Source organism: Arthrobacter sp. YC-RL1, assembly GCF_001454985.1.
Classification (GTDB): domain Bacteria; phylum Actinomycetota; class Actinomycetes; order Actinomycetales; family Micrococcaceae; genus Glutamicibacter; species Glutamicibacter soli.
Window position 1 is genome coordinate 311,494 of the sequence record NZ_CP013297.1, and the last position, 23,642, is coordinate 335,135.

Genomic DNA, 23,642 nt, shown 5'->3' on the forward strand with positions numbered 1-23,642 from the left:
AACAAGTGCTTGGTTTGCTAGCATAAGCGAAGATCAACCGAGAGACCAATGGATATCGAGAGTGAGGGAGATGTCGTGGATCTGAATTATTCGGCGGAAGATGACGCGTTTCGTCAGGAATTCCGGGCTTGGCTTGAAGCAAACCTCGTCGGCAAGTTCGCCGCACTGCGCGGACTGGGCGGCTCGGGGCGCGAGCACGAAGCCTTCGAGGAACGCCTGGAGTGGAACCAGCACATGGCCGCCCACGGCTGGAGCTGCGTCAGCTGGCCCAAGGAGCACGGCGGCCGCGGGCTGAGCCTGCAGCAGCAGGTCATCTTCCACGAGGAGTACGCCCGGGCCAATGCACCGGCTCGCGTGAACCACCTGGGCGAGGAACTGCTGGGCCCGACCCTGATCGCCTTCGGCACTCCCGAGCAGCAGGCCCGGTTCCTGCCCAAGATCATCGCGGTCGAGGAACTATGGTGCCAAGGCTACTCGGAGCCGGGAGCAGGCTCCGACCTGGCCGGGGTGAAGACCAAGGCCCGGCTGGAAGACGGAAAGTGGGTTGTCGACGGCCAGAAGGTGTGGACCTCGCTGGCGCACACCGCTGACTGGTGCTTCGTCATCGCCCGCACCGAGCCGGGATCCGTGAAGCATCGCGGCCTGTCCTACCTGCTGGTTCCGATGGACCAGCCCGGCGTGGAGATCCGCCCGATCCTGCAGCTGACCGGAACCTCGGAGTTCAACGAGGTCTTCTTCGACGGCGCCACCACTGATGAGGACCTGGTGGTGGGCGAGCCCGGCGCGGGCTGGTCGGTGGCCATGGGCACCCTGGGCTTCGAACGCGGCGTCTCCACGCTCGCCCAGCAGATCGCCTTCCAGCGCGAGCTGCAGCTGATCATCGACCTGGCGCGCACCAACGGAGCGATCGAGGATCCCATTATCCAAGACCAGATCGTCAAGTCCCAGATGGGGCTGGATATGCTTCGCATGCACGGGCTGCGCACGCTCAGCGGCGAGCAGGGTATCGAGGCCTCGATCACCAAGCTGCTGTGGGCTCCATGGCACCGCTCGCTGGGCGAGCTGGCCATGGCCGTAGCCGGCGCTGGCGGGCTGACCGTCGCGCAGGCGCCGTATGAGCTCGACGAGCTGCAGGCCCTGTATCTCTTCAGCCGCGCCGATACCCTCTACGGGGGATCGGACGAAATCCAACGCAACGTAATCGCCGAGCGCGTGCTCGGCCTGCCCAAGGAGGCACGAGTATGACCATCCAGCGCATCGCACAGCCGGCGCCAGAATACGTTCCCGCCCATGGTCTGCTCGCCGGACGACGCGTTGTCGTGACCGCCGCAGCCGGAGCCGGCATTGGGGCCGCGGCGGCACGCCGCTGCCTGGAGGAAGGTGCGGACCTGGTGGTGCTGGGCGATACCCACGCCGGCCGGCTCGAGGCCTCCGCCAATGAACTCGGCGCTGAGTTCGGCGCCGAGCGTGTGCGCTTCGCCGTCTGCGACGTGACCAACGAGGAGCAGGTCCAGGCGCTGCTGGACGTCGCCGAGGAAGCCGGCGGCGTGGACGTCATGATCAACAACGCCGGGCTGGGCGGCACCGCCTCCATCCTGGACATGGAAGACGAGCAGTGGGAGAAGGTCGTGAACGTGACCCTCACCGGCACCTTCCGCTCCGTGCGCGCCGCCAGCCAGCGCATGGTGAAGAACGGCACCAAGGGCGTCATCATCAACAACGCCTCGGTGATCGGCTGGCGCGCCCAGGAAGGGCAGGCCCACTATGCCGCCGCGAAGGCAGGCGTCATGGCACTGACTCGCTCGGCAGCCATGGACGTGGCTCCGCACGGCATCCGCATCAACGCGGTCGCCCCGTCGCTGGCCATGCACCCGTTCCTGGCCAAGGTCACCTCGGACGAGCTGCTGGAGGAGCTGACCTCCCGCGAGGCCTTCGGCCGCGCCGCCGAGCCCTGGGAAATCGCCAACGTCATGGTCTTCCTGGCCAGCGACTATTCCTCGTACATGACCGGTGAAGTGGTCCCCGTCAGCAGCCAGCAGGCCTAAAGGAGAGAACAGATGACTGATGCTTACATTATTGACGCCGTGCGCACCCCGGTGGGCCGCCGCGGCGGTTCGCTGGCCGAAATCCACTCGGCCGACCTAGGCGCCCACGTGATCTCGGCGCTGGTCGAGCGCACCGGCATCGACCCCGGCGCGGTGGACGACGTGATCTTCGGATGCACCGACACCCTGGGCTCCCAGGCCGGCGACATCGCCCGCACCGCATGGCTGGTGGCCGGGCTGCCGGACCATGTGCCGGGCGTGACCATCGACCGCCAGTGCGGTTCCAGCCAGCAGGCGGTGCACTTCGCGGCGCAGGGCGTCATGTCCGGCACCGCAGATTTGATCATCGCCGGCGGTGTGCAGAACATGTCCAAGATCCCGATCTCTGCGGCCATGATCGCCGGCGCCGAGTTCGGATTCACCACGCCCTTCGCCGAGTCCCCTGGCTGGGTCGCCCGCTACGGCGACCAGGAGGTCTCGCAGTTCCGCGGGGCGGAGATGATCGCCGAGAAGTGGGACATCACCCGCGAGCGCATGGAGCAGTTCGCGCTGGAAAGCCATGAGCGCGCAGCCGCCGCCGTGGACGAGGGCCGCTTCGACTCGCAGGTTGTTCCGCTGAACGGCCTGGAGCAGGACGAGACCATCCGCCGCGGCACCACGCTGGAAAAGATGGCGACGCTGAACACGCTCACCGAGGACGGCCGGCTGACCGCCGCGGTGGCCTCGCAGATCTGCGACGGTGCCAGCGCCGTGCTGATCGCCTCTAAGAAGGCGGTGGAAGAGCACGGGCTGACCCCGCGTGCCCGCATCCACCACATGTCGGTGCGCGCCGACGACCCGGTGTGGATGCTCACCGGCCCGATCCGCGCAACGAAGTATGCGCTGGAGCGCGCAGGCATGGGCGTGGACGAGATCGACCTGTTCGAATGCAACGAGGCCTTCGCCCCGGTCGTGCTGGCTTGGATGGACGAGCTGGGTATCGACCGCGAGAAGGTCAACGTCAACGGCGGCGGCATCGCCCTGGGCCACCCGATCGGCGCCACCGGCACCCGGCTGATGACCACGCTGCTCAATGAGCTGGAACGCACCGGCGGCCGCTACGGCCTGCAGACGATGTGCGAGGGCGGCGGCCAGGCTAACGTCACGATCATCGAGCGGCTCTAGCCTTCGGCCCGCAAGCCCATTAACCAAAGATCCCCGCCGGGTAGACCCGGCGGGGATCTTTTCGATCATCACTCGCACCTTTATGAGGTACTTATAACTGTAGGACCCGGAACTGTGCCTGCCCTATGCAGGGCATCGGCACTGCCCGGGGAACTACTTGGCGTTGACCGACAACGGAACGTCGACAGGTTCCAGCTCGCCATGCGGCGGGTTCTTCGGAATGAAGCCGGCCAAGATCACGGCGGCCACGGAGAACCCGGCGCCGAGCAGCAGTGCCGTGCGGAAACCCTGCTCGGTCGGGATCATGGCGCCATGGAAGTCGGTGGACATCTGGGCCAGCACCAGGCCGATGACCGCGGCGCTGGCGGTGGTCCCCAGCGAACGCATTAGCGTGTTGAAGCCGTTGGCCGCGGCGGTTTCGCTGCGCGGCACCGAGCTCATGATGATCGATGGCATGGCTCCGTAGGCGAAGGCCACGCCGCTGTTGACCAGGGTCGCGGTGAGCAGCAGGCCCCAGGTGCTTCCCATGCCCCACAGGCCCACCACGTAGCCGACGGCCAGGATGGAGATGCCCAGCATCAGCGTGAACTTGGCGCCCAGCTTGTCGGAGAGCTTGCCGCCCACCGGCGAGAGGATCAGCATCATGAAGCCGGCCGGGGCGACCCACAGACCGGCGGCCAAAACGGACTGGCCCAAGCCGTATCCGGTGCTGGATGGCAGTTGCAGGATCTGCGGCATGAGCAGCATGCTGACGTACATGCCGAAGCCGACGAAGATCGAGGCGATGTTGGTCAGCAATACGCGGGGGATGGCCGCGGTGCGCAAGTCAACCAGGGGGTCGGTGGTCCGCAGCTCCCAGAAGCCCCAGAAGACCAGCGCCAGCAGCGACAGGCCGAAGAGGCACAGGGTCAGCGGCGAGGCCCAGCCCCAGAAAGAGCCCTTGGAGATGGCCAGCATCAGCGCCAGGATGCCCGTGGACAGGCCGATGGCGCCGAGCCAGTCGAAGCGCTGGCCGGCGGCTCCGGCCTTCATGCCCGGGATGAACTTCCAGATCAGCAATGCGACGATCAAGGTGACCACGGAGCCGCCGACGAACAATGCGCGCCAATCGGAGAATTCGATGACCGCGGCGGAAATTGGCAGCCCGATGGCGCCGCCAGCTCCCAAGGTGGCGCTGACAGTGGCGATGGCGGAGGAGAGCTGTTCCTTGGGCACGAGGTCGCGCAGCATGGCGATGCCCAGCGGGATCATGCCCGAACCGAAGCCCTGCAGGGCGCGGCCGATGATCATGATCGTGACGTTGGGGGCGAAGGCGCAGACCAATCCGCCGAGAATCAAAGGCAGAGCGAGGATCAGGATCATCCGGCGCTTGCCGAAGAGGTCACCCAGGCGTCCGGAAATCGGGACGGCCACCGCTCCGGCGAGCAGCGTGGCCGTCACGATCCAAGCGGTGTTGTCGGCGGAGGTATTGAAGATCTCGGGCAGTTGCGGGATCAGGGGCGCAACCATCGTCTGCGTCAGTGCAGAAGCGATGCCGGCAGTTGCCAGGATGCCGACGGCGGTTCCCGGACGAGTGGCGGATTTTTGGGCGCGATGCGTCAAGGGGTCCTTTCAGGGTGATGTGTAAGATACATACAGTATTCATAATACACATTCCGGGGTACGATGGAAGGCCTGAAAGGGCGTGAATACCATCAAGCGACACACTGCAGATATCGAGTACGAGCAGATGCTTCTCAGCCGCTATTTCGTGGCGCAGCATCGGCGGGGAAACGGATTGGACCGCAGCGCGTACCTGATCCTGAGCCATATCGATGCGCGCGGGCCGATGACGATCGGCGAGCTGAGCTCCGCGCTGCGTCTGGACGCCTCGACCTTGCAGCGGCAAGTGGCCGCGATTGTGCGCGACGGGTTGCTGGAGCGCGGCTTGGACCCGAACGGAAGCGCCGCCCGAAAGCTGACGATGACCTCGCATGGCCGCGACATGCTGGAAACCGACCGTGACGGATATATCCAGGACCTCGACGCCATCACTGCAGACTGGTCGGCGGAGGACGTCAACACTTTTGCCGAACTGCTGCGGCGCTACAACGGAGCCATCGAGGAGTTCCGGGACGTCAAGAATTCACGTTGACCCCCGCGGTAGCCGCGTGCGGGGCTTTTCCAGCTGCCATCTCGACCATGGCCAGACGGGCACGAAGTCTGAATGAAACCTTGGATGCATCGAAGATCGGTGTATTGAAGCGTAGTCTCGGGACGACCGTTGAACGTTTGGACCAGCGAGGAGTGAACAATGGATGGATGCGAAAGCAAAAACTACAACTTGTCACTGTCCCTGACAACGGATCAATATGACGACCTGACAACCGCGCTGGAAGCGCATCGTGACGGCTTGCGCCGCATCGCCGGCCAAGCCGCCAACGGCTTCGGTCTGGGTTCCGGATACTGGAATGGGCGGGCCGAGGAAGTCCAGGAGCTTTTGAGCTGTGTGCGCCGGCTTGCGCAAGGCGAAAATTCCTCCGGAGTCAATGATGCTTCAGGTAATTCGTCGAGGCGCTTCCCTCCGAAATGACGGGCAGTCCATATTGATAGTCGAAAGGGCGATTCGAGTTGCCAGCTGTATTCGCGGCGTCCGAGCTTTCCGGAGCAGGATTGCTTGGCACAAGAGTTGAGGCCGTTCCATCTTGATGGAACGGCCTCAATCATGCGCGGGCGGCGTACCGACGCTCCGCAATGGCCGTGTCGGACTAGATGGCGAGCCGCCGCACGTATTGCGGCATCCTGGTGCCGGCGTACCCGGAAACTCGGGACCAGATGCGCGACTGCGCTGTGCTTCCAATACTTCACCCGGCAGGTGAGCATGACTTCGAGCTCGGCTCGCGCGAACAGCGATCCGATCTGCATGGCATCCGCTTCAACGTCAACGGTTTCAATGCCTGATTGGGCCTGGCAACTCAGTAGCTTGAGCTCATCGGAAGCTGGGTCGATGATGGCCACGAGGACCGTTTTCCCGCGCATTCACACCAGGCCCATGGCATCGGTGACGGATTCCTTGGCTCCAATCATGGCAACCGGCATGTGTACTGGCTCCACCTTGTTTGTATCTTTCCGAGCGGCCACATCAGTCACGGCGCACACCTCGCCAACGCAGGTTTCGGCGTGGATTCGCGATGCTGCGCAGTGTCCATGAAATACCATGGGAAAAAGTAGTCCACTTTTCGAGGAACTTGCGCGAAGCCCCACGTGAATGTTCCGGTGGACGGTGAAGTTCGCGCCGGGGATTTCCCATGCAGAGCGCCCGGAGCTTCGCGACAAAGTCGGACTGGTTCCCTCAGCGGGCTGGTAATTGTTTTTCGAATCCAGGGTGCGCTGCACTGGCGCAAACATGTCGAATCGCCTGGCAAGAACTATCGGACTCTGCCAGAATTCGAGTGATTCCAGAGCGCGCATCCCGCGGTCCGGTCGCTGGAACTGCCGCGCGGACGCGGCGGCACGCAAAAACCGCCGTGCCGGCAGCGAAAACTCGCTGCCCGCACGGCGGGCTGCATGGCCTGAGGGACTGTCCTACGCGAGGGCGTCCTTGCTGTTCTGCACGAAGCCCGGAAGCACCGAGAGGCGTTCAACAGCGTCATCGATGATGCGGTCCACGAGCTGCTCGCAGGTCGGCAGGTCGTCGATGACGCCGACTACCTGTCCGGAAGCCAGCATGCCGGCCTGCGTATCGCCATTGACCAGACCGGCCTTGAGCAGCATCGGGGTGTTGGCGGCGAGCATCATCTGGCCCCAGCTGCGCCCGGTGCTGCGCTTCATGCGCAGTCCGTCGCGGGCCAGTCCCAGCCAGGTCTGCCCGGAAAGCTCCTTGAACTGCAGGGTGCGCCGCGCGGTGCCCAGCATTCGGCCCAGCGGCGAGCCGGATTCCAAGCTGTCGATGAACTCGGTGCGCAGCAGGCGGTGCGGCATGCCGTCGGCCTTGGTGGTCACCACGGTGCCGTCCAGCCCGAATTCGAGGTAGCGCTTCTTGATGTGCTCGGGCACGGCGCTGTCGCTGGTGAGCAGGAAGCGGGTGCCCATGCCGATGCCGGCCGCGCCGTAGGACAGCGCGGCGGCCAGGCCGCGCCCGTCGAAGAACCCGCCGGCCGCGATCACCGGGATGTCCACCGCATCCAGCACGGTGGGCAGCAGCAGGGTGGTCGGGGTGGCGCCGGTGTGGCCGCCGCCTTCGCCACCCTGGATCATCACCGCGTCGGCCCCCCAGGAGGCGACCTTTTCCGCATGGCGCGGCAGGCCGACCGAGGGGATGACCACCGCGTCGTTTTCCTTGAGCTTGTCGATCAGCTCGCGCTTGGGCGCCAGTGCGAAGGAGGCCACCTTCACGCCGTGCTTGATCAGCAGATTCACCCGGTCCATGGCGTCGGCCGCATCGGCGCGCAGATTGACGCCGAAGGGTTTGTCGGTGCGGGACTTGGTCTCCACGATGGCCTTTTCAAGCTCGTCGTAGGTCATGGTCGCCGAGGCGAGGATGCCCAGGCCGCCGGCCTCGGCGGTGGCGGTGACCAGGCTTGGCCCGGCGACCCAGCCCATGCCGGTCTGCACCACTGGGTGCTGGATTCCGGTGAGCTCGGTCAGGGAGGTGCGGATGCGGTTCGTGGTGCTCAAGGGCTGACCTCTTGTTCTCTGCGGTGGGCGGGGTCCAGGACCTCGCGAATCAGTCGAAGCTCCTGCTCGTCGGGCAGGCGGGTGGCAGGGATCGTTTCCGGCGCGTGCAGCTCGAAGCCGGTTGCGTCCAGCACCTCGTCCAGGGGAACCCCGGGGTGCAGGCTGAGCAGCGCCATGGTGCCGCCCGGCCCGCTGAAGTCGTAGACTCCGAGGTTGGTGACCACCCGGTGCACGTGGTGGAAGCGCGCCGCCCCGGGGCCGGCGGCCTTGGCGCGGTTCGCGCCGACCCCGGTCACGAAGTCGACGTCGCGCACGAAGCTGCGCGTGGACTGCCGGGCGATCCAGTAGCTGGTGGCGTGGTTGATGGTGTTGGTGGCCGCGGCCCGGGAGCCGAGCAGCTGGCGGTGCGGCTGGAAGTGGTCCCCGATGGCCGAGAAGTTGTGGTTTCCCTCCCGGTCGATCTGCGCTCCGCCCATCACCACATGGCGCTTGCCGGCGGCGATCAGCTCGAAGAGCTCGCGGTAGGGCAGGTAGCCGGCGCTGAACTCGCTTACCCCGCCCAGGGCCGGGACGTCCCCGTAGATGGTGGACTCGCCGTCGCTGAGCATGAGCGAGGGCGCGTGGGTCAGCGCGGCCAGCCGGGCGCCAAGCGTGGGAATGATGCCGGCCGGGCTGGCGAGGATGTCGTGCTGCCCGCGGAACAGGTCGCTGCAGGCTGCCACGGCGATCTCCGCGCGGGTGGCGGTGCTCAGGGTCTCAGGCATGTACGGCCTCCTTCCGCCAGATGGTCTCATTTTCCAGATACCCGGCGCGGTAGCGCTCCCACAGTGCGGGATCGGACGCCGCGCGGGCGTACTCGCGCTGCAGCTCCTCGTTGCGCGGGTACGCCGGCAGGCAGGTGGTGAAGTGGGCGCCGCCGGGGGCCTCGTAGACGTGGTCCACCATGGTGCGGTTCAGCAGCAGCGTGGAAGGGTGCGCGCCCTCGGTCAGTTCCCGGGTGCTAACCACCGATTCGGCGCTGAGGACGGTGCGCGCGGCGGCCCGGGCGAACAGGTCGTCCACGTAGGGGTCGGGGCCCAGGCACTGCCCGTTGCCCAGCGCGTCGGCGCGGTTCAGGTGGATCAGCGCCAGATCCAGCGGCACCGCAGGCATCGCCACCAGCGTTTCGCCGTCCTCGTAGGGTGAGGTGATGGTGCGGATCTGCGGGTTGACTGTCAGCACGTCCGAGCCCAGTCCGGTGCGGGTGACCTCGAAGGGCAGGCGCCGGCCGGCCGCGCGCAGCCCGGAGACCAGCATCGATTCGTCAAGTTCCGTGGTGGCGATGGCCCCGGATTGGCGGGCGGCCGCGAAGTGCGGGTCAACTGCGATGGAATCCAGGGTGACGAACCCGTGGACGACCTCGCGCACCTGCCCGGTGGCGCACAGCGTGCCGACGTCCGGGCCGCCGAAGCTGACGATGCGCAGGTCCTTGGCTCCGGAGCGCACCAGCGCGGCGACCAGGGCCATGGGCTTGCGCCGGGACCCCCAGCCACCGATGCCGATGGTCATCCCGTCCTGGAACAAGCCCTGCAGCGACTGCGCCGCGATGACCTTGCCGGTCATGCCTAGGCTCCGGTGGCGACGAAGTCGTCGCGCAGCTCGTCGGCGACGCCGCCGAGGTTCAGCTCGAAGGTGAAGCCCTGCTCGAAGCGGTAGCTGCGGTTCACGTCGATCGGGTCGATGCAGTTCAGCGCCTCCTTGGCCGCGCGGATGACGCGCGGGTCCTTGGCGGCGATCTCGTTGGCGTAGGAGAACGCGGTCTCGTCGAGCTTGTCGGCGCCGACCACCTCGGCCACGGAGCCCAGCTCCGCCAGGCGCTGGGCGCTGATGTTCTTGCTGGTGAAGTACAAGGTGCGCAGCATGTGGGCCGGGACCAGCCGGGCCAGATGGGTGGCTGCGCCCAGCGCGCCGCGGTCCACCTCCGGCACGCCGAAGTAGGCGGTGTCGCTGGCCACGATGGTGTCCGCGTTGCCCACCAGGCCCACGCCGCCGCCCAGGCAGAAGCCGTTGACCGCGGCGATGACCGGCACCGCGCACTCGTAGATGGACTTGAATGCGGCGAAGCAGCCGCGGTTGGCGCCGAGGATGGCGTTGAAGTCCTCGGTGGACTGCATTTCCTTGATGTCCACGCCGGCGTTGAAGCCGCGGCCCTCGGCGCGCAGGATGACCGCGCGGGTCTTGGCGTCCTTGGTGGCTTCGTTCATGGCGTCCGCGACGCCGAACCATCCGGCGACCGGCAGCGCGTTGACCGGCGGGTAGTTCATGGTGATGACGCGGACTCCGTTGGAGTGCATTGCTGAAGTGATCGACATTGGGACCTCCCTGTACCAAACGTTTGCTTGTTTGTTACCCTAGCACTTGCTTGGTTTCAGGTACACTGGCAATCCATAAGCACCACATCGACGAAAGGAAAAAGCCCATGACTGGCATTTTGAGCGGCCGCGTCGCCATCGTGACCGGCGCAGGCCGCGGACTCGGACGCGAACATGCACTAGAACTGGCCCGCCAGGGAGCGATGGTCGTGGTCAACGACTTCGGCACCACCCTGGGCGGCGCCATCGACCCGGCGAACCCGGCCCACGAAGTGGTCGCGGCCATCCGCGCCGAGGGCGGGCAGGCCGTGGCCAACGGAGCCGATGTGGCGAACTTCGAGCAGGCCGGCGCCATGGTGCAGCAGGCCATCGACACCTACGGCCGGCTGGACATCCTGGTCAACAACGCCGGATTCGTGCGCGACCGCATGCTGGTGAACACCACCGAAGAGGAATGGGACGCGGTCATCCGCGTGCACCTCAAGGGCCACTTCGCCCCGCTGCGCCACGCCTCCAAGTACTGGCGCGACGAGGCCAAGGCCGGGCGCACCCCGCAGGCCCGCGTCATCAACACCACCTCCGGCGCAGGCCTGAAGGGCAGCGTCGGACAGGCCAGCTACTCGGCCGCCAAGGCGGGCATCACCGGCCTGACCCTGGTCGCCGCCCACGAACTGGCCCGCTACGGCGTCAACGTGAACGCCATCGCCCCGGCCGCCCGCACCCGCATGACCGAAGACGCCTTCGGCGAGACCATGGCCGCCCCGGAAGAGGGCTTCGACGCCATGAACCCGGCCAACGTCTCCCCGGTCGTGGCCTGGCTGGCCAGCGCCGGCAGCGAAGTCACCGGCCGCGTCATCGAGGTCGAAGGCGGCCGCGTATGCATCGAGGAAGGCTGGAACCACGGCCCGCAGGTCGACTCCGGAGCCCGCTGGGAGGCCGCGGCCGTCGGCGCCCAGATCGAGCAGCTGCTGGCCCAGGCCGCCGTCCCGGAACCGGTGTACGGATCATGAGCACCGCAGCAGTGGACCCGATGACCGCCGGCGCCTGGGCCGGCCGGCATCTGGGCGAGAAGACCGTCGGCTACACCAAGGACCAGGCGATCCTGTACGCGCTCGCCGTCGGCGCCCGGCCCACCGACCTCGACCTGATCTTCGAGGACCGGCTGCGCGTGCTGCCGTCCTTCGGCCTGACCCTGGCCCAGTGGGCCCCGGACCTGCTGGCCGACCGCGGCGCCTTCGACAACCGCGCCGTGCACGGGGCCCAGGAGCTGCTGGTCTCCAAGCCGCTGCCACGCAGCGGGGAGCTGGCGCTGAACGCCCGCGTGGGCGAGGTCTGGGACAAGGGCGGCGCCGCCGTCTTCAACATCATCGTCGAATGCGACCACTTCCAGGCCACCTGGCAGATCTTCGCCCCCGGCTTCGGCGGTTTCGACGGCGATCGCGGCCCGGCCCGCGCCGCCGCCCCCGAAACCCCTGCCACGGGCACCGCCAGCATGCAGACCGCGCCGAACCAGGCCGCGCTCTACCGGCTGCTGGGGGACAAGCACCACATCCACATCGATCCGCAGGCAGCCAAGCGCATCGGGCAGGACCGCCCGATCCTGCACGGGCTGTCCTCGCTGGCCGCAACCACGCTGCCGCTGGCCGAACTGGCCGGGGCGCACCCGGCGGACCTGGTTCAATTCGGCGGACGCTTCTCCGGGGTCGTTTTCCCCGGGGACCGCATCGAGGTCAAGACCTGGGACAACGGACGATTCGAGGCCGCAGTGGCCGACCGTACGGTAATCGCCGACGGATTGGCGGTCTTCGGCTAAGCACAGCCGCAGACCGGGGCGCGGCAGCGCCACGACAGCTAGATAGAGGGAACACATGAGAGTCATCGTCTTGATGAAGGAAGTCCCGGATACCTACGGCGAACGCGCCATAGATCTGGAAACCGGGCTGCTGAAGCGCGCGGACGCCGAGCCGGTGCTCGACGAGATCACCGAGCGCGCGCTGGAGGTAGCGCTGCGCCACCGCGAAGCGCAGCCGGGCACCGAAGTGGTGCTGCTGAGCGTGGGTCCGGAAGGCAGCCTGCCGACCACCCTGCGCAAGGGCCTGGCCATGGGCGCGGACCGCGCGGTGCACGTGCAGGATCCGGCGCTGCTCGGCGCGGACCTGACGCTGACCGCCCAGGTGATCGCCGCCGCGGCCAAGCAGATCGGGTTCGACCTGGTGATCGCCGGCAACGTGTCCACGGACGGCGGAGGCGGCGCACTGCCGTCCATGCTGGCCGAACTGCTCGGCGTGGCCGGGCTGGCGGCGCTGTCCAGCGTGCAAATCGACGAGCTGACCGTCGCAGGCCAGGTCAACACCGACGTGGAGCGCTACGAAGCCAGCGCCGACCTGCCGGCCGTCATCTCCATCACCGAGGCGCTGCCCGATGCCCGCTTCCCGAACTTCAAGGGCATCATGGCGGCCAAGAAGAAGCCGTTCGAGACCTTGGACCTGCAGGCCCTGGGCGTGGCCCCGGGCGAAGAGGAAGCGCGGTCCATCGTGATCTCCGCCGCCGCCCGTCCGGCGCGCAGCGCCGGTACGCGGATCGTCGACGAAGGCGACGCCGGCGAGCAGATCGCCGAATTCCTGGCCAAGAACCAACTGATCAAGGGGCATTAAAATGAGCAGCAATTCCGGGAACCCGATCCTGGTCCTGGTGGACACCTCGCCGGAGGGGCAGCTGCGCGCAGGCGCGGGCGAACTGCTCGGCGCGGCCGCCTCGGTGGGCAGCGCCGTGGCGCTGGCCCTGGCCCCCGCCGCACAGGCCGAGCGCCTGTCGCAGGAGCTGGCTGAACTGGGCGCGACGCGCGTACTGGTCGCCGACTCCGCGGCCGCCGGCAACGCGGTCATCGCGCCCCTGGTAGATGCGCTGGCCGCCGCCTACGCACAGGTGCAGCCCGAGGCGGTGCTGGCCCCGAACTCCATCCGCGGCCGCGACACCGCCGCGCGTTTCGCCGCCCGCGCCTGCCTGGCGCTGGCAGTGGACACCGTGGGCATCGACCGCGACGAGGAAGGCATCATCGCGCACCACTCGGTGTACGGCGGCGCCTACCTGGTTGATTCGGCAGCCACCACCGGCGCCCTGGTCATCACCCTGCGTCAGGGCTCCAGCGATGCCCGCGCCACCGCGCAGCCGGCCCAGCTCGAGCTGCTGGCCGTGCAGTCCTCGGGCGCGCCGGACGCCGTGATCACCTCCCGCGAAGAAGCGGTTATCGAGTCCTCGCGCCCCGACCTGCGCGGAGCTGACATCGTGGTCTCAGGCGGACGCGGGCTGGGCTCGGGGGAGAACTTCTCCCTGGTCGAGTCGCTGGCCGACGCCCTGGGCGGTGCCATTGGCGCCTCCCGCGCCGCGGTGGACGCCGGCTACGTGCCGCAGACCATGCAGGTGGGCCAGACCGGCGTCACCGTCGCCCCGCAGCTGTACATCGCACTGGGAATCTCCGGTGCCATCCAGCACCGGGCCGGCATGCAGACCTCCAAGACCATCATCGCCATCAACAAGGACCCGGAGGCGCCGATCTTCGACGTCGCCGACTTCGGCGTGGTCGGAGACCTGTTCACGGTGGTTCCCCAGCTGGTCGAGGCTATTGAGGGGAAGCGGGCTAACTGATGGCACGGCAGGGACTACCGCGAACCCCCGGAGCCGCCCCGGCCCAGCCTCCGGCTCCGGTGCAGGAAAACGAACAGCCTCAGCAGGCCGCCGAGCCCGTTGCCGCCGCGGCCTCGGGCGGCGTGCGCCGCGGGCTGCCGCGTCCAGGCTCCGCGCAGGCGGCGGCCGACCAAGTGCCGGTGCAGCCGGCCGCTTCGGCGACAGCTAAACAGGCTGAGCGGGTCGCCGAACCGGTGGCCACGCCGCCGGCCGCGACGTCCGGACGTCGCGGGCTTCCGCGCCCGGGTGCCGCAAGCACCCCGGCCGCCGCGGAATCGGCACCCGCCGCGCCTGTTGCACCGGCTCAGGAGCAAGCGCAGGTCCCTGCCGCGCCGCAACCCGCAGCGGCGAAGACTCAGGCCCAGCCTGCCGTCAAGCCGTCTGCGGCTCCGGCCAAGCCGGCTCCGAGCGAGCCCGGCGCCCTGGCCAAGCTCTGGGCCACCGCCGGCGGCAAGACGCTGCTGCTGGCCGTGGGACTGCTGGTGCTGCTGGGCGCCGCGGTGCTTGCTGCCCGCTGGCTGGTCTCGCTGGACTCGGTGCAATCCTTCCTGGCCCGCTACCCGGGAGAGACCCACTTGCCCGAAGGAGCTCCGGTCGGGCTGCCGGCGTGGATGGGATGGCAGCACTTCTTCAACATCTTCCTGATGGTGCTGATCATCCGTTCGGGATGGCAGGTGCGCACGCAGCGCCGCCCGCCAGCCAGCTGGACCGCGAAATTCGGCAAGAACCCCAAGAAGATCAGCATCAACCTGTGGTTCCACCAATTCCTCGACATCCTCTGGCTGGTCAACGGCGCGGTGTTTGTCATCCTGCTGCTGACCACCGGCCAGTGGATGCGCGTGGTGCCGACCAGCTGGGAAGTCTTCCCGAACGCGCTCTCGGCCGCGCTGCAGTACCTGTCCCTGGACTGGCCGACCGAGAACGGCTGGGTGAATTACAACAGCCTGCAGGTGCTGGCCTACTTCGCGACCATTTTCCTGGCCGCGCCGCTGGCCGCGATCACGGGATTCCGGATGTCCGGGGCCTGGCCTACGAGGGCCGAGAAGCTGTCGCGCGCCTACCCGATCGAGGTAGCCCGGGCGATCCACCTGCCGGTGATGTTCTACTTCGTGGCATTCATCGTGGTGCACGTGGCCCTGGTCTTCTCCACCGGGGCGCTGCGCAACCTGAACCACATGTACGCGGCGCAGGACGCGGTGAACTGGACCGGATTCTGGATCTTCTTCGCTTCGCTGCTGGTCATCGTCGGCGGCTGGTTCGCCGCCCGGCCGATCCTGCTGGCCCCGCTGGCCTCGCTGTTCGGCAAGGTCGGGCGCTAGCTGCTGCACTCTGGAAGGACCGCTCCGCGCATCTTTGCGACGGGGCGGTCCTTCGTGGTTTCCCACTGGATGATAAGGAATTATTTGATCTTTGAGAGTGCGAAAGCGGGACTGGCCTTGCACGGTTCCGTTGTGCAGGGTTCACTTGATTATTGAGAGTCCATCATTTCTGGTTGGGGACCGGGCAGGATTGAGAAACGAGCAGACGTTTGGCGCAGCGCAAGACAGAACGAAAGAACCTGCAGGGCGAAGAAACCCGAACCAGAATTCTTGAAAAAACCATGCGGCTGGTCGCGGTCCACGGATACTCCGGAACCAGCCTCAGCATGGTGCGCAGAGCCTGCAACTTGTCCGCAAGCTCCATCTACTGGCACTATTCGGGCAAGGAGGAGCTGGTCGCGGCCGCACTCGAGCACGCCTACCGCTCCCAGGCCCAGCGGTTGCCGAACTGGCTGGACACCCCGCCGTCCTCCTCGCGCGCCAACGACTTGTACTCGCATCTCATGCACTCGCCCAACGGCGAAGGCGAAATGGGGTACTGGCGTGTAGGCCTGCAGCTGGCTCTGACCAAACCCGAAGAACCGGTCCCGGCTCGCGACCGCTTCCTGCAAATTCGAGGGGAAGCCATCGAATGGACGGCGGACTGGTGGGAGCGCACGCTGCCGGAAAACATGCCGCAGCGCCGTGCAGCGGCCCGGCTCATGGGGAACTTCACGGTCGCCGAGCGTGAAAGCAGCTTCCTGAAGCTGCGTGGCCCGCGGACCACCGATACCGCCCGGTTGACCCGGATCATAGCAGCCGCCCTGGACGCGGTGGCAGAACAGCTGGTGGTACTGGCCGAGGTCCACGACCTCGCTCCATCTACGCCGACCCCGCCGCAGATGGCGGTACTGGCATCCGCCGACGATGCGGAATCGGGTCGTGAGGCCTTGTTGCGGGGGGCCCAGGAGGCCATCGAACAATGGGGATATGATGGAGTAAGCATCTCCAAGGTGTGCGAACGCGCAGGACTTCCCGCCAGCTCCCTGTACTGGTCTTTCAAGGACAAGGACGAGCTGCTCTCCGCCGTGATTTCCAATACGTGTGCAGGGTGGAAGCAACTGCGTGAAAAGGACTTCGGTCTGCCCCCGGGCGAGCACTGGGCCGAACAAATGCGCACGTTCATCCTGCCGTCACTTAGGGACGCGGAGCACGGCCAGGGCGCGGTGCCGATGAGCCTGCTGCTGCTCCTGCAACGAGCCGAGCATATTCAAACGGGTCGCAGCGAGCTCGAGGAAGTCCTGCAGGAGACCTTCGAAGCGACCGTCGATTGGTTCTCCGCGCTGTTGGGCTCCGTAGCCGGGCCTCAACGACGCCATGCCCAGGACGTTGCCGTTTGTCTGTTCCGCATGCTTGACGGGATGCTCATCGGACGCCGTGTCGACGAGCAGTTCTATGATCCGCAGCTGCTGGCAACGTTGATCAGCAACGCCATCGTCCAGATTGCGCAACGGGACGCCCAAGCCGCCTGAGCCTGGGCGCCGGGAATAATTCGCCGAAGAAACCAGCCGGTATTCGGTTCGCGAGCCGAATTGTCGCGCGGGCATTTGTCCACCGGCCCCTTGCGGATGCGGTGTGCTGGCGTGCTTCTGCCGGTTGCCAGGACTGTCAGGTGCGCAGCACCGCTGCCCGAAGATGGCACTGGAAAATTGCGGCGTTCGGAACAACGGATGCGAGCCCGTGCCATGGCGAAAACGATGAAGCCCACCGTTTCCTCCGCATCGGCCAAAAACACGGGAGGCCGTTAACGAACCGCGCGCTGATCTGGCGGCGATCAGAAAGGCATCCGAGCGTGCAGCCGCCGGCGAATTTTGCTCTCGCCCATTGAACCGCTTCCTTGGGACCGCAGTGAAACGCAGTTTTCGTCCAGTTCCACTCCCCGTCAAACGCACCATGTTAGGGGACGGAGAACCAACGATATGCAGTGGGCTATTCAAGGCGTTTATACTCAATGAAACAGCGTTCATATTCCCCGCTAAGCTTACGACATGAAACGAAACGCAGACTGCTCTAGCGATCCTCCACGCGGAGCGGCTCGAGGAAACCACCACCGGTCGCGATTCTTGAGCACGACAGTGCGCAAGGACGAAGGAACATGAATCTATTGGATTACCGAGGAGATCATGATGGACCGGCGCAAAGACATCCACTTGTCGCTCACACACGACCAGTTGGACGATCTCACCAGCGGGCTGGAAGCGCACCGCGATAGCTTCACGAAGCTGGCTGCAGATGCGAAACTCGGCTTCGGGCTGGACGCCTCCTATTGGAACGGCCGGGCGGTCGACGTCCAGAGCTTGCTCGACACCGTGCATCGCCTAGCCGAGGAAGGAAACGTCGAGTCGCGCGCGGCGGACCATGAAGAATCCTAGCTGAATGGCGCCAGGAGGGGCTGTTGGCCTAGCGCGGCTGCACGGGAGCGGGTGATCTGGTGAAGTTCATGTCCGTGCGGACGAAACACGGCACCTCGTGGATTGCGGCGCTGTGAGCCCAGAAGGAAACTCGAAACGGCGAGAGCCGACTAAGCCGGTTCCTGACGCACACGTCGCCCAGGGTGGTTTCAGGCGGAAGCGGAGCAACCCTGGTGAAAATGGGGCTGGGAATGGTGACGTGCCACAGTTCCAAGTTGTCGCTTTCCGCTTCGCAGAGCGCCAGGAGAACGGCGCGTCCGTGAATAGAGACGAACCCCATCACGTCTTCCAGCAGCTCGTTGCGATCCGCCAGCACGACCGGCATGCCCTCGACCCAGCCATAGCTGGCCAGATGGCGCCTGGCTTCCGGCGAGCTGAGAAGCTCGCTGACGCGTTGGGTGGTGCGTGATCGCAGCTCAGGATAGTCCATATGTTCCTCCGCTGATGGCAGCTCTCCGAAAGGTGATTGCCCACGAAATCCCGCTGCAGTTGGTTGCCAGCTGGAATCCCCGGGTGTCGCCAATGGCGATCGGTGATCATCGTGGAGTGTTCCTCCGAGAATACGCCCATAATCCCGAATAACATATTCGACAGTCGAGTTAAATGACGGCCAATATACTCGCGAGGTCGAGAATTTTCTAACTTCAGGAACGTCGTTTCAAGCCCGGCAGAGGAATGTCCCGCAGGCTCGGAGCGTGAGCCTCCAGCAAAGAGCCGTGACGCGCACACCCCCGGCGGAAGTGCATATCCGCCGGGGGTCCGCGCAGGCTAAAGGCCGAATCAGCCTAGTCTTCGGTGCCGCTCATTTCCTCAGCGGTGCGCGCCAGCTCCTGCGCCCAATCCAGCACCTTTGCGCCGGAAACGCCCTGAGGCAGGTCCGAGGCGCGCAGCACCAGGCGGACCTTGCCCGCGGCGTCCCGGACCGGAACCATCAGCGAATCCACGTCGTAGCTGCGCTCGTCAACGAAATCCACCGGGGCGTAGCCGGAGGAGGTCTGCGCGATGATTTCGCGCAGCCTACGCTCCTGGGCCGGGGTGTACAGGCCCGAGGAGTATTCGCGTAGCACCGAGTAGACCTCGTCATCCGCGTAGTCCCCGCGCATGGTAGCCGACCAGCCGCGATCACGGGCCACCTGCAGGCGGGCACGGTAGTCCTCCGCGGTGCATTCGTCCGCCGGCAGGGCGCGAGCCAGCCAGCGTTCGATGGTTTCTTCGTCCTCCCAGGCCAGGCACATTTCGCCCATCGGCGGCATCAGCGGGATGCGTTCACCCAGGCGCTGTCCGTCATGGAATTCGCCGGTGCCGGAGACGATCACCGCCATTTCATCGCCGATAACCGCCATGATGGAAATATCCGCGTCCAGCGAGGTCGCCAGCTGCTCCATCTTCGCGCTGTGGCGCTCCGCGCGACGCACCCCGCGGATCAGGTCGGTCTCGAACGGCGCATGCAGCGACAGCGGGGCGAAGCGGCCGTAGCCGCCCTGGAAGAACAGCAACGGGGGCACCGGGGAGCAGACCTGCAATTCCTGCACCGCGCCAACCACAATGTAGTGGTCCCCTGCGTCGGTGATGGATTCGAAGGTGCAGTCGATGTAGGCGACCGCGCCGTCCAGCACCGGGGCGCCGGACGGAGCGGGGGTCCACTCGATGTCCTCGAACTTGTTCGGCGCGCGGCCGGCGAAGCGGCGGCACAGCTCTTCCTGGTCGGCGGCCAGCACGTTCACGCAGAAGGAGCTGGCGGTGCGCAGCTTCTTGAAGGTGGAGGAGGTCACCGTGGGCAGGAAGCCCACCAGCGGCGGATCCAGCGACACCGAGGTGAAGGAGCCGACGATCATGCCGACCGGTTCGCCGTCCTCGGTGATGCCGGTGATCAGCACGACGCCGGTCGGGAAGTGTCCCAGGACGTTGCGGAACGCCATCGGATCTGAGACGGGCGGGGTCTGTGCCCCCAGTGCTACTGCATTCACGGTCTTTTCCTTTCAGTACTTCGCTGGCGCAGCTACTTCTGGCCGATGAGGTCCAGCGCGACGTCCACGATCATGTCTTCCTGGCCGCCGACCATGCGGCGCTTGCCCAGTTCCATGAGGATGTCGGTGGTAGGGATGCCGTAGCGCTCGCTGGCGGCTTCGGCATGGCGCAGGAAGCTGGAGTACACCCCGGCGTAGCCCAGCGAGAGGGTTTCGCGGTCCACGCGCACCGGGCGGTCCTGCAACGGGCGGACCAGGTCGTCCGCCGCGTCCATGAGGGTTGGCAAATCGCAGCCGTGCTCGAAGCCGTACTTGTCCGCGGCGGCGATGAACGCCTCCAGCGGGGCGTTGCCCGCTCCTGCGCCCATGCCTGCCAGCGACGCGTCCACCCGGTTCGCGCCGTGCTCCACGGCGGTCAGCGAGTTCGCGATGCTCAGCGAGAGGTTCTCATGGGCGTGGATGCCGATCTCGGTGGCCGGATCCAGCACCTGGCGGAAGGCGTCGACGCGTTCGCCCACGCCCTTCGGGGTCAACGCTCCGCCGGAGTCCACCACGTACACGCAGGTCGCGCCGTAGCTTTCCATGAGCTTGGCCTGGCGGGCCAGCTCGGCCGGCTCGGTCATGTGGGACATCATCAGGAAACCGACGGTGTCCATGCCCAGCTCGCGCGCGGCGGCGATGTGCTGCGCGGAGACGTCCGCCTCGGTGCTGTGGGTCGCAATGCGCACCACGGTGGCGCCGGCCGAGTTGGCGGCCTTGAGATCCGTGATGGTGGCGATGCCCGGCAGCGCCAGGGTGGCGACCTTGGCGTTCTTCACTGCGGCGGCCACCGCGGAGATCCACTCCAGGTCGGTGTGGGCGCCGAAGCCGTAGACGCAGGAGGAGCCGTTGATGCCGTCGCCGTGGGCTACCTCAATGGAGGCGACCCCTGCCTTGTCCAGGGCGGTGGCGATGGCGACTGCCGACTCGACGCTGTACTGGTGGCGGATGGCGTGCATGCCATCGCGCAGGGTGACATCTGAGATGTAGAGCTTGCTCATGCCCGGGCCTCCTGGAGTTCTGGGTTTTCTGCGGTGGTTGAGTGGTGCTGCGCCCAGCGTTCGGCCACGGCCATGGCGGCCGAGGTCATGATGTCCAGGTTGCCCGCGTAGGCCGGCAAGTAGTGCGCCGCGCCGGTGACCTCGAGCATCACGGTGACGCGCACGCCGGTGAAGTTGCCCGATTCCGGCAGGTACAGCGGGTTCTCCTCGGTGAAGGTCTCGAACTGCACTGCCTGCTTGAGCTGGTAGCCCGGGACGTAGCCCTGCACCTTGGCGGCCATCTCCAGGATCGAGGATTCGATCCGGCCCAGGTCCGGATCGCCCTCCACCAGCGCGTAGACGGTGTTGCGCATGAGCATCGGAGGCTCGGCCGGGTTCAGGATCATGATGGCCTTGCCGCCGCCCGCGCCGCCGATGTCCACCAGCGCCTGCGAGGTGGTCTCGGTGAATTCGTCGATGTTGGCGCGGGTGCCCGGGCCTGCGGAGCGCGAGGAGACCGAGGAAACGATTTCCGCGTAGCGCACCGGGGCGACGGCGCTGATGGCCGCGACCATCGGCACGGTGGCCTGGCCGCCGCAGGTGACCATGTTCAGGTTCGAGTCATCCAGGTGGTCTTCCAGATTGACCACTGGGATGCAGGACGGGCCGACGGCGGCAGGGGTCAGGTCAAGGACGCGGACCCCGGTGTCCTTCAGCTTCTCCCAGTTGGCGCGGTGCGCGCCGGCGCTGGTCGCGTCGAAAACGATCTTGATGTCCTTGAAGTTCGGCAGCGCCAGCAGCCCGTCGATGCCCTCGGCGGTGGTGGCCACCCCGAACTTGGCCGCGCGGCGCAGGCCGTCGGATTCCGGGTCGATGCCGACCATGGCGCCCATTTCCAGGCGGGTCGAGCCGCGCATGACCTTGATCATCAAATCGGTGCCGATGTTGCCGGAGCCGATGATGGCCACCGGCCAGCGATTGTGCTGTTCCATTAGTTCTCCTCGTGCGTGATGCGGACCTGTCCCAGGCCCTGGATGGTTGCCACCGCGTTGGCTCCGGCGGGGAAGTCGACCATGGGGCCCAGCGCCCCAGTCATCAGGATTTCTCCGGCGCGCAGCGGCCGGCCGAGCGAAGCCATGCGGCGCACCAGCCAGAGCGCGGCGCGGTACGGGTGGCCCAGGCAGGCGGCGCCGGATCCGACCGAGCGGACCTTGCCGTTGACTTCCATGGCCATGCCGACGGCCGACAGGTCCAGCGCCGTGGGCAGCACCGGCACCGTGCCGGTGACGATCTGCCCGCAGGAGGCGTTGTCCGCAATCGTGTCCAGAATCGAGATATCCCAGTTCTCGATGCGGGAGCCGACGATTTCAATGGCCGGAAGCAGGTGGTCCACCGCGGAGATCAGCTCGTTGATGGTGGTGTCCGGGTGCGGCAGGTCCTTGTTCAGGACCAGCGCGATTTCCGCCTCGACCCGCGGCTGCAGCACCGCGTTGGCGGCCAGCGGCTCGCCGTCGGCCAGGCACATGTCTGCGAACAGCACCCCGAAATCAGGCTGGTTCACACCCATTTGGGCCTGGACGGCCGGCGAAGTCAGTCCGATCTTGCGGCCGACGACACGGCGCCCGGCGCTGATCGCGTGGTCCTCGTTCAGGCGCTGGACCTCGTAGGCGGCTTCGATGCCGCCGGCTGCCAGCTCGTCGCGGATGGGGCTGATGGCAACGCCGTTGAGTTCAGCCTCGCGCAGACGCAGGGCGAGATCCGCCAGTGCCGTGGACTGTGCGCGAACCGTTTGAGTGTGTGTAGTCATCCGTCCTCCAAAGTGAAACTCCAGTATCTACAGCTCGCTTCGGGGCGTGATTCTGTTGTCTCAGAGAGCGGGATAAATAAATTGAAACTAGTTCTAGTTTTTCTCTGTAGTGACGTGTACAGTGAATGAAAACGAAGACGTGGTTCACATCACATGGAAGTTTTGCAGCAGCTTCCGCGAGGTGGACACAAGCATGGCCTGCGCAGCGAAGCGCAGTAGAAGACTTGAATCCCTTTTCCCAGGAAGGTTTCCAAATGAGCGTTCTGACCTCTGCCCCAACCCTTGTCCCGACCGTTCAGGCCACCACCCAGGCACCGTCCATGGTCTCCCGGATGACGATGATCATGGAGGCCTTCGAGCCGCAGGATGCTCGCCTGCTTCTGGACGAGATCACCGTCCGTGCCGGCCTTCCGCGGTCCACAACCCACCGCATCCTCGACCAGCTGGTGCAACTCGGATGGCTGGAGCACGCACCCGACGGCTATGGCATGGGGTGGCGCTCGCTGAAGTACCGCAACAACGACTCGATCAGCAGCCGCATCCGCGCTGAAGCTGCGCCGCTGCTGCACGATCTGCAGATCCGCACCGGCAAGGTGGTGCACCTCGCGGTGCTGGAGGGCGTGAACATCCGCTATCTGGATAAGCTGGGCGGCCCGACCGCGGTGAACATCCCGTCCCGCGTGGGCGGCGTCAACCCTGCCCACGGCACCGCACTGGGCAAGTCGATGCTGGCGTGGATGGATCCGGAGGACCTGGACGAGATTTTCGCCAACGGCCTGCCCGGGGTCACCGGCAAGACGCTGACCGACTCGACCTTGCTGTACTCGGAACTCGCCCGCATTCGACGCCGTGGGGGACTGGCCTACGAATCCGGCGAGAGCTATGAGGGTATCACCTGCGTGGCAGCGGCCATCCGCGTTCGCCGCAAGCCGGTTGCCGCCTTGTCGCTCGTGGGGCGAGGCCGCGACTCCATGGAGCTGGTGGCTCCGCTGGTCCAGCAGGCTGCGCATCGAATCTCCGAAGCGCTGAGCGCTCCGGCCTCCATGACCGCCTGAATCGCACCCGGCGGCGCTCCGCTCGTTGACCGGCATCGCATGTATGCTGCCAGCCCCTGCTCCACGGAAGTCTGGCAGCATTTCCAGTCGTTCGGTATTTTGCGCGGGCAATAAGGCGATAACGG

At 66.3% G+C, this 23,642-nt stretch carries 24 protein-coding genes; 13 read left to right on the forward strand and 11 right to left on the reverse strand.

Annotated elements, in window-relative coordinates:
* Nucleotides 1-75: 75 nt before the first annotated feature.
* Genes ATC04_RS01450 through ATC04_RS01460 form a run of 3 tightly spaced genes read left to right on the forward strand, consistent with a single transcriptional unit; the run spans nt 76 to nt 3,209 of the window.
* The gene (locus ATC04_RS01450) at nt 76-1,245 is read left to right on the forward strand and encodes an acyl-CoA dehydrogenase family protein (protein WP_082124024.1); all 1,170 of its coding nucleotides are present in this window, start codon (nt 76-78) and stop codon (nt 1,243-1,245) included.
* Entirely contained in the window at nt 1,242-2,045 is an 804-nt protein-coding gene (locus ATC04_RS01455; protein WP_047120433.1) for an SDR family oxidoreductase, read from the forward strand. The genes ATC04_RS01450 and ATC04_RS01455 overlap by 4 nt, the downstream gene beginning before the upstream one ends.
* Nucleotides 2,046-2,057: 12 nt before the next feature.
* Nucleotides 2,058-3,209, forward strand: coding sequence for an acetyl-CoA C-acetyltransferase (locus ATC04_RS01460; protein WP_047120432.1), 1,152 nt, complete (start codon nt 2,058-2,060; stop codon nt 3,207-3,209).
* Nucleotides 3,210-3,362: 153 nt separating this feature from the next.
* Here the strand turns inward: ATC04_RS01460 and ATC04_RS01465 are convergent, their stop codons facing one another.
* Entirely contained in the window at nt 3,363-4,811 is a 1,449-nt protein-coding gene (locus tag ATC04_RS01465; protein WP_231735872.1) for an MFS transporter, read from the reverse strand.
* An 82-nt stretch (nt 4,812-4,893) separates the two neighbouring features.
* Between ATC04_RS01465 and ATC04_RS01470 the strand changes: the two genes are divergently transcribed.
* Nucleotides 4,894-5,343 carry a MarR family transcriptional regulator gene (locus ATC04_RS01470; RefSeq protein WP_231735873.1) on the forward strand — a complete coding sequence of 150 codons (450 nt, stop codon included), beginning with the start codon at nt 4,894-4,896 and terminating at the stop codon, nt 5,341-5,343.
* A gap of 159 nt (nt 5,344-5,502) precedes the next feature.
* Nucleotides 5,503-5,781, forward strand: coding sequence for a hypothetical protein (locus ATC04_RS19145; RefSeq protein WP_146956024.1), 279 nt, complete (start codon nt 5,503-5,505; stop codon nt 5,779-5,781).
* Between the two features lie 992 nt (nt 5,782-6,773).
* On the opposite strand, the gene ATC04_RS01480 is transcribed toward ATC04_RS19145, so the two are convergent.
* The 4 genes from ATC04_RS01480 to ATC04_RS01495 are packed head-to-tail and all read right to left on the reverse strand — an operon-like array spanning nt 6,774 to nt 10,216.
* Nucleotides 6,774-7,865 carry a nitronate monooxygenase gene (locus tag ATC04_RS01480; RefSeq protein WP_047120430.1) on the reverse strand — a complete coding sequence of 364 codons (1,092 nt, stop codon included), beginning with the start codon at nt 7,863-7,865 and terminating at the stop codon, nt 6,774-6,776.
* Nucleotides 7,862-8,629, reverse strand: a complete 768-nt coding sequence (locus ATC04_RS01485) for a CoA-transferase (RefSeq protein ID WP_047120429.1) — start codon at nt 8,627-8,629, stop codon at nt 7,862-7,864. The genes ATC04_RS01480 and ATC04_RS01485 overlap by 4 nt, the downstream gene beginning before the upstream one ends.
* Nucleotides 8,622-9,467 carry a CoA-transferase gene (locus ATC04_RS01490; RefSeq protein WP_047120428.1) on the reverse strand — a complete coding sequence of 282 codons (846 nt, stop codon included), beginning with the start codon at nt 9,465-9,467 and terminating at the stop codon, nt 8,622-8,624. Before ATC04_RS01490 ends, ATC04_RS01485 begins: the two co-directional genes overlap by 8 nt.
* Nucleotides 9,468-9,469: 2 nt before the next feature.
* Nucleotides 9,470-10,216: an enoyl-CoA hydratase family protein gene (locus tag ATC04_RS01495; protein ID WP_047120427.1), complete on the reverse strand. Its 747-nt coding sequence runs from the start codon at nt 10,214-10,216 to the stop codon at nt 9,470-9,472.
* A gap of 107 nt (nt 10,217-10,323) precedes the next feature.
* Between ATC04_RS01495 and ATC04_RS01500 the strand changes: the two genes are divergently transcribed.
* From ATC04_RS01500 to ATC04_RS19815, 5 genes are read left to right on the forward strand one after another with little or no spacing between them, the layout of a single operon-like run.
* Nucleotides 10,324-11,226, forward strand: coding sequence for an SDR family oxidoreductase (locus ATC04_RS01500; protein ID WP_047120426.1), 903 nt, complete (start codon nt 10,324-10,326; stop codon nt 11,224-11,226).
* Nucleotides 11,223-12,029, forward strand: coding sequence for a MaoC/PaaZ C-terminal domain-containing protein (locus ATC04_RS01505; protein ID WP_047120425.1), 807 nt, complete (start codon nt 11,223-11,225; stop codon nt 12,027-12,029). The genes ATC04_RS01500 and ATC04_RS01505 overlap by 4 nt, the downstream gene beginning before the upstream one ends.
* Before the next feature lie 55 nt (nt 12,030-12,084).
* Nucleotides 12,085-12,870: an electron transfer flavoprotein subunit beta/FixA family protein gene (locus tag ATC04_RS01510; protein ID WP_047120424.1), complete on the forward strand. Its 786-nt coding sequence runs from the start codon at nt 12,085-12,087 to the stop codon at nt 12,868-12,870.
* Nucleotide 12,871: 1 nt separating this feature from the next.
* A complete protein-coding gene (locus ATC04_RS01515; RefSeq protein WP_047120423.1) occupies nt 12,872-13,861 on the forward strand; it encodes an electron transfer flavoprotein subunit alpha/FixB family protein in 990 nt (329 codons plus the stop codon).
* Nucleotides 13,861-15,219, forward strand: a complete 1,359-nt coding sequence (locus ATC04_RS19815) for a cytochrome b/b6 domain-containing protein (RefSeq protein WP_082124023.1) — start codon at nt 13,861-13,863, stop codon at nt 15,217-15,219. The genes ATC04_RS01515 and ATC04_RS19815 overlap by 1 nt, the downstream gene beginning before the upstream one ends.
* Before the next feature lie 149 nt (nt 15,220-15,368).
* On the opposite strand, the gene ATC04_RS19820 is transcribed toward ATC04_RS19815, so the two are convergent.
* Complete coding sequence (locus ATC04_RS19820) at nt 15,369-15,521, reverse strand: hypothetical protein (protein ID WP_200899428.1); 153 nt, start codon at nt 15,519-15,521, stop codon at nt 15,369-15,371.
* A gap of 45 nt (nt 15,522-15,566) precedes the next feature.
* Between ATC04_RS19820 and ATC04_RS01525 the strand changes: the two genes are divergently transcribed.
* Nucleotides 15,567-16,730 (forward strand): TetR/AcrR family transcriptional regulator, encoded by a 1,164-nt coding sequence (locus tag ATC04_RS01525; protein WP_231735874.1) that lies wholly within the window; start codon nt 15,567-15,569, stop codon nt 16,728-16,730.
* Nucleotides 16,731-17,381: 651 nt separating this feature from the next.
* Nucleotides 17,382-17,630 carry a hypothetical protein gene (locus ATC04_RS01530; protein WP_047120421.1) on the forward strand — a complete coding sequence of 83 codons (249 nt, stop codon included), beginning with the start codon at nt 17,382-17,384 and terminating at the stop codon, nt 17,628-17,630.
* Between the two features lie 28 nt (nt 17,631-17,658).
* Here ATC04_RS01530 and ATC04_RS01535 read toward each other — a convergent pair whose 3' ends face one another.
* The 5 genes from ATC04_RS01535 to mhpD form a co-directional block, all read right to left on the reverse strand.
* Complete coding sequence (locus ATC04_RS01535; RefSeq protein ID WP_047120420.1) at nt 17,659-18,099, reverse strand: hypothetical protein; 441 nt, start codon at nt 18,097-18,099, stop codon at nt 17,659-17,661.
* Nucleotides 18,100-18,454: 355 nt separating this feature from the next.
* Complete coding sequence (locus ATC04_RS01540) at nt 18,455-19,636, reverse strand: flavin reductase (RefSeq protein ID WP_052772541.1); 1,182 nt, start codon at nt 19,634-19,636, stop codon at nt 18,455-18,457.
* Between the two features lie 32 nt (nt 19,637-19,668).
* The gene (dmpG, locus tag ATC04_RS01545) at nt 19,669-20,676 is read right to left on the reverse strand and encodes a 4-hydroxy-2-oxovalerate aldolase (RefSeq protein ID WP_047120419.1); all 1,008 of its coding nucleotides are present in this window, start codon (nt 20,674-20,676) and stop codon (nt 19,669-19,671) included.
* The gene (locus ATC04_RS01550; RefSeq protein ID WP_197413502.1) at nt 20,673-21,647 is read right to left on the reverse strand and encodes an acetaldehyde dehydrogenase (acetylating); all 975 of its coding nucleotides are present in this window, start codon (nt 21,645-21,647) and stop codon (nt 20,673-20,675) included. Before ATC04_RS01550 ends, dmpG begins: the two co-directional genes overlap by 4 nt.
* Complete coding sequence (gene mhpD / locus ATC04_RS01555; protein ID WP_047120418.1) at nt 21,647-22,462, reverse strand: 2-keto-4-pentenoate hydratase; 816 nt, start codon at nt 22,460-22,462, stop codon at nt 21,647-21,649. Before mhpD ends, ATC04_RS01550 begins: the two co-directional genes overlap by 1 nt.
* A 254-nt stretch (nt 22,463-22,716) precedes the next feature.
* Here mhpD and ATC04_RS01560 point away from each other — a divergent pair, with 254 nt between their 5' ends.
* Nucleotides 22,717-23,517, forward strand: coding sequence for an IclR family transcriptional regulator (locus ATC04_RS01560; protein ID WP_047120417.1), 801 nt, complete (start codon nt 22,717-22,719; stop codon nt 23,515-23,517).
* Nucleotides 23,518-23,642 lie beyond the last annotated feature (125 nt).

What these genes read in the sequence shown, in the direction of transcription:
- ATC04_RS01455 (WP_047120433.1), top strand. Translation starts at nt 1,242, where the DNA reads ATGACCATCCAGCGCATCGCACAGCCGGCGCCAGAATACGTTCCCGCC.
- ATC04_RS01460 (WP_047120432.1), top strand. Translation starts at nt 2,058, where the DNA reads ATGACTGATGCTTACATTATTGACGCCGTGCGCACCCCGGTGGGCCGC.
- ATC04_RS19145 (WP_146956024.1), top strand. Translation starts at nt 5,503, where the DNA reads ATGGATGGATGCGAAAGCAAAAACTACAACTTGTCACTGTCCCTGACA.
- ATC04_RS01485 (WP_047120429.1), bottom strand. Translation starts at nt 8,629, where the DNA reads ATGCCTGAGACCCTGAGCACCGCCACCCGCGCGGAGATCGCCGTGGCA.
- ATC04_RS01490 (WP_047120428.1), bottom strand. Translation starts at nt 9,467, where the DNA reads ATGACCGGCAAGGTCATCGCGGCGCAGTCGCTGCAGGGCTTGTTCCAG.
- ATC04_RS01495 (WP_047120427.1), bottom strand. Translation starts at nt 10,216, where the DNA reads ATGTCGATCACTTCAGCAATGCACTCCAACGGAGTCCGCGTCATCACC.
- ATC04_RS01500 (WP_047120426.1), top strand. Translation starts at nt 10,324, where the DNA reads ATGACTGGCATTTTGAGCGGCCGCGTCGCCATCGTGACCGGCGCAGGC.
- ATC04_RS01505 (WP_047120425.1), top strand. Translation starts at nt 11,223, where the DNA reads ATGAGCACCGCAGCAGTGGACCCGATGACCGCCGGCGCCTGGGCCGGC.
- ATC04_RS01510 (WP_047120424.1), top strand. Translation starts at nt 12,085, where the DNA reads ATGAGAGTCATCGTCTTGATGAAGGAAGTCCCGGATACCTACGGCGAA.
- ATC04_RS01515 (WP_047120423.1), top strand. Translation starts at nt 12,872, where the DNA reads ATGAGCAGCAATTCCGGGAACCCGATCCTGGTCCTGGTGGACACCTCG.
- ATC04_RS19815 (WP_082124023.1), top strand. Translation starts at nt 13,861, where the DNA reads ATGGCACGGCAGGGACTACCGCGAACCCCCGGAGCCGCCCCGGCCCAG.
- ATC04_RS01530 (WP_047120421.1), top strand. Translation starts at nt 17,382, where the DNA reads ATGATGGACCGGCGCAAAGACATCCACTTGTCGCTCACACACGACCAG.
- ATC04_RS01535 (WP_047120420.1), bottom strand. Translation starts at nt 18,099, where the DNA reads ATGGACTATCCTGAGCTGCGATCACGCACCACCCAACGCGTCAGCGAG.
- dmpG (WP_047120419.1), bottom strand. Translation starts at nt 20,676, where the DNA reads ATGAGCAAGCTCTACATCTCAGATGTCACCCTGCGCGATGGCATGCAC.
- ATC04_RS01550 (WP_197413502.1), bottom strand. Translation starts at nt 21,647, where the DNA reads ATGGAACAGCACAATCGCTGGCCGGTGGCCATCATCGGCTCCGGCAAC.
- mhpD (WP_047120418.1), bottom strand. Translation starts at nt 22,462, where the DNA reads ATGACTACACACACTCAAACGGTTCGCGCACAGTCCACGGCACTGGCG.
- ATC04_RS01560 (WP_047120417.1), top strand. Translation starts at nt 22,717, where the DNA reads ATGAGCGTTCTGACCTCTGCCCCAACCCTTGTCCCGACCGTTCAGGCC.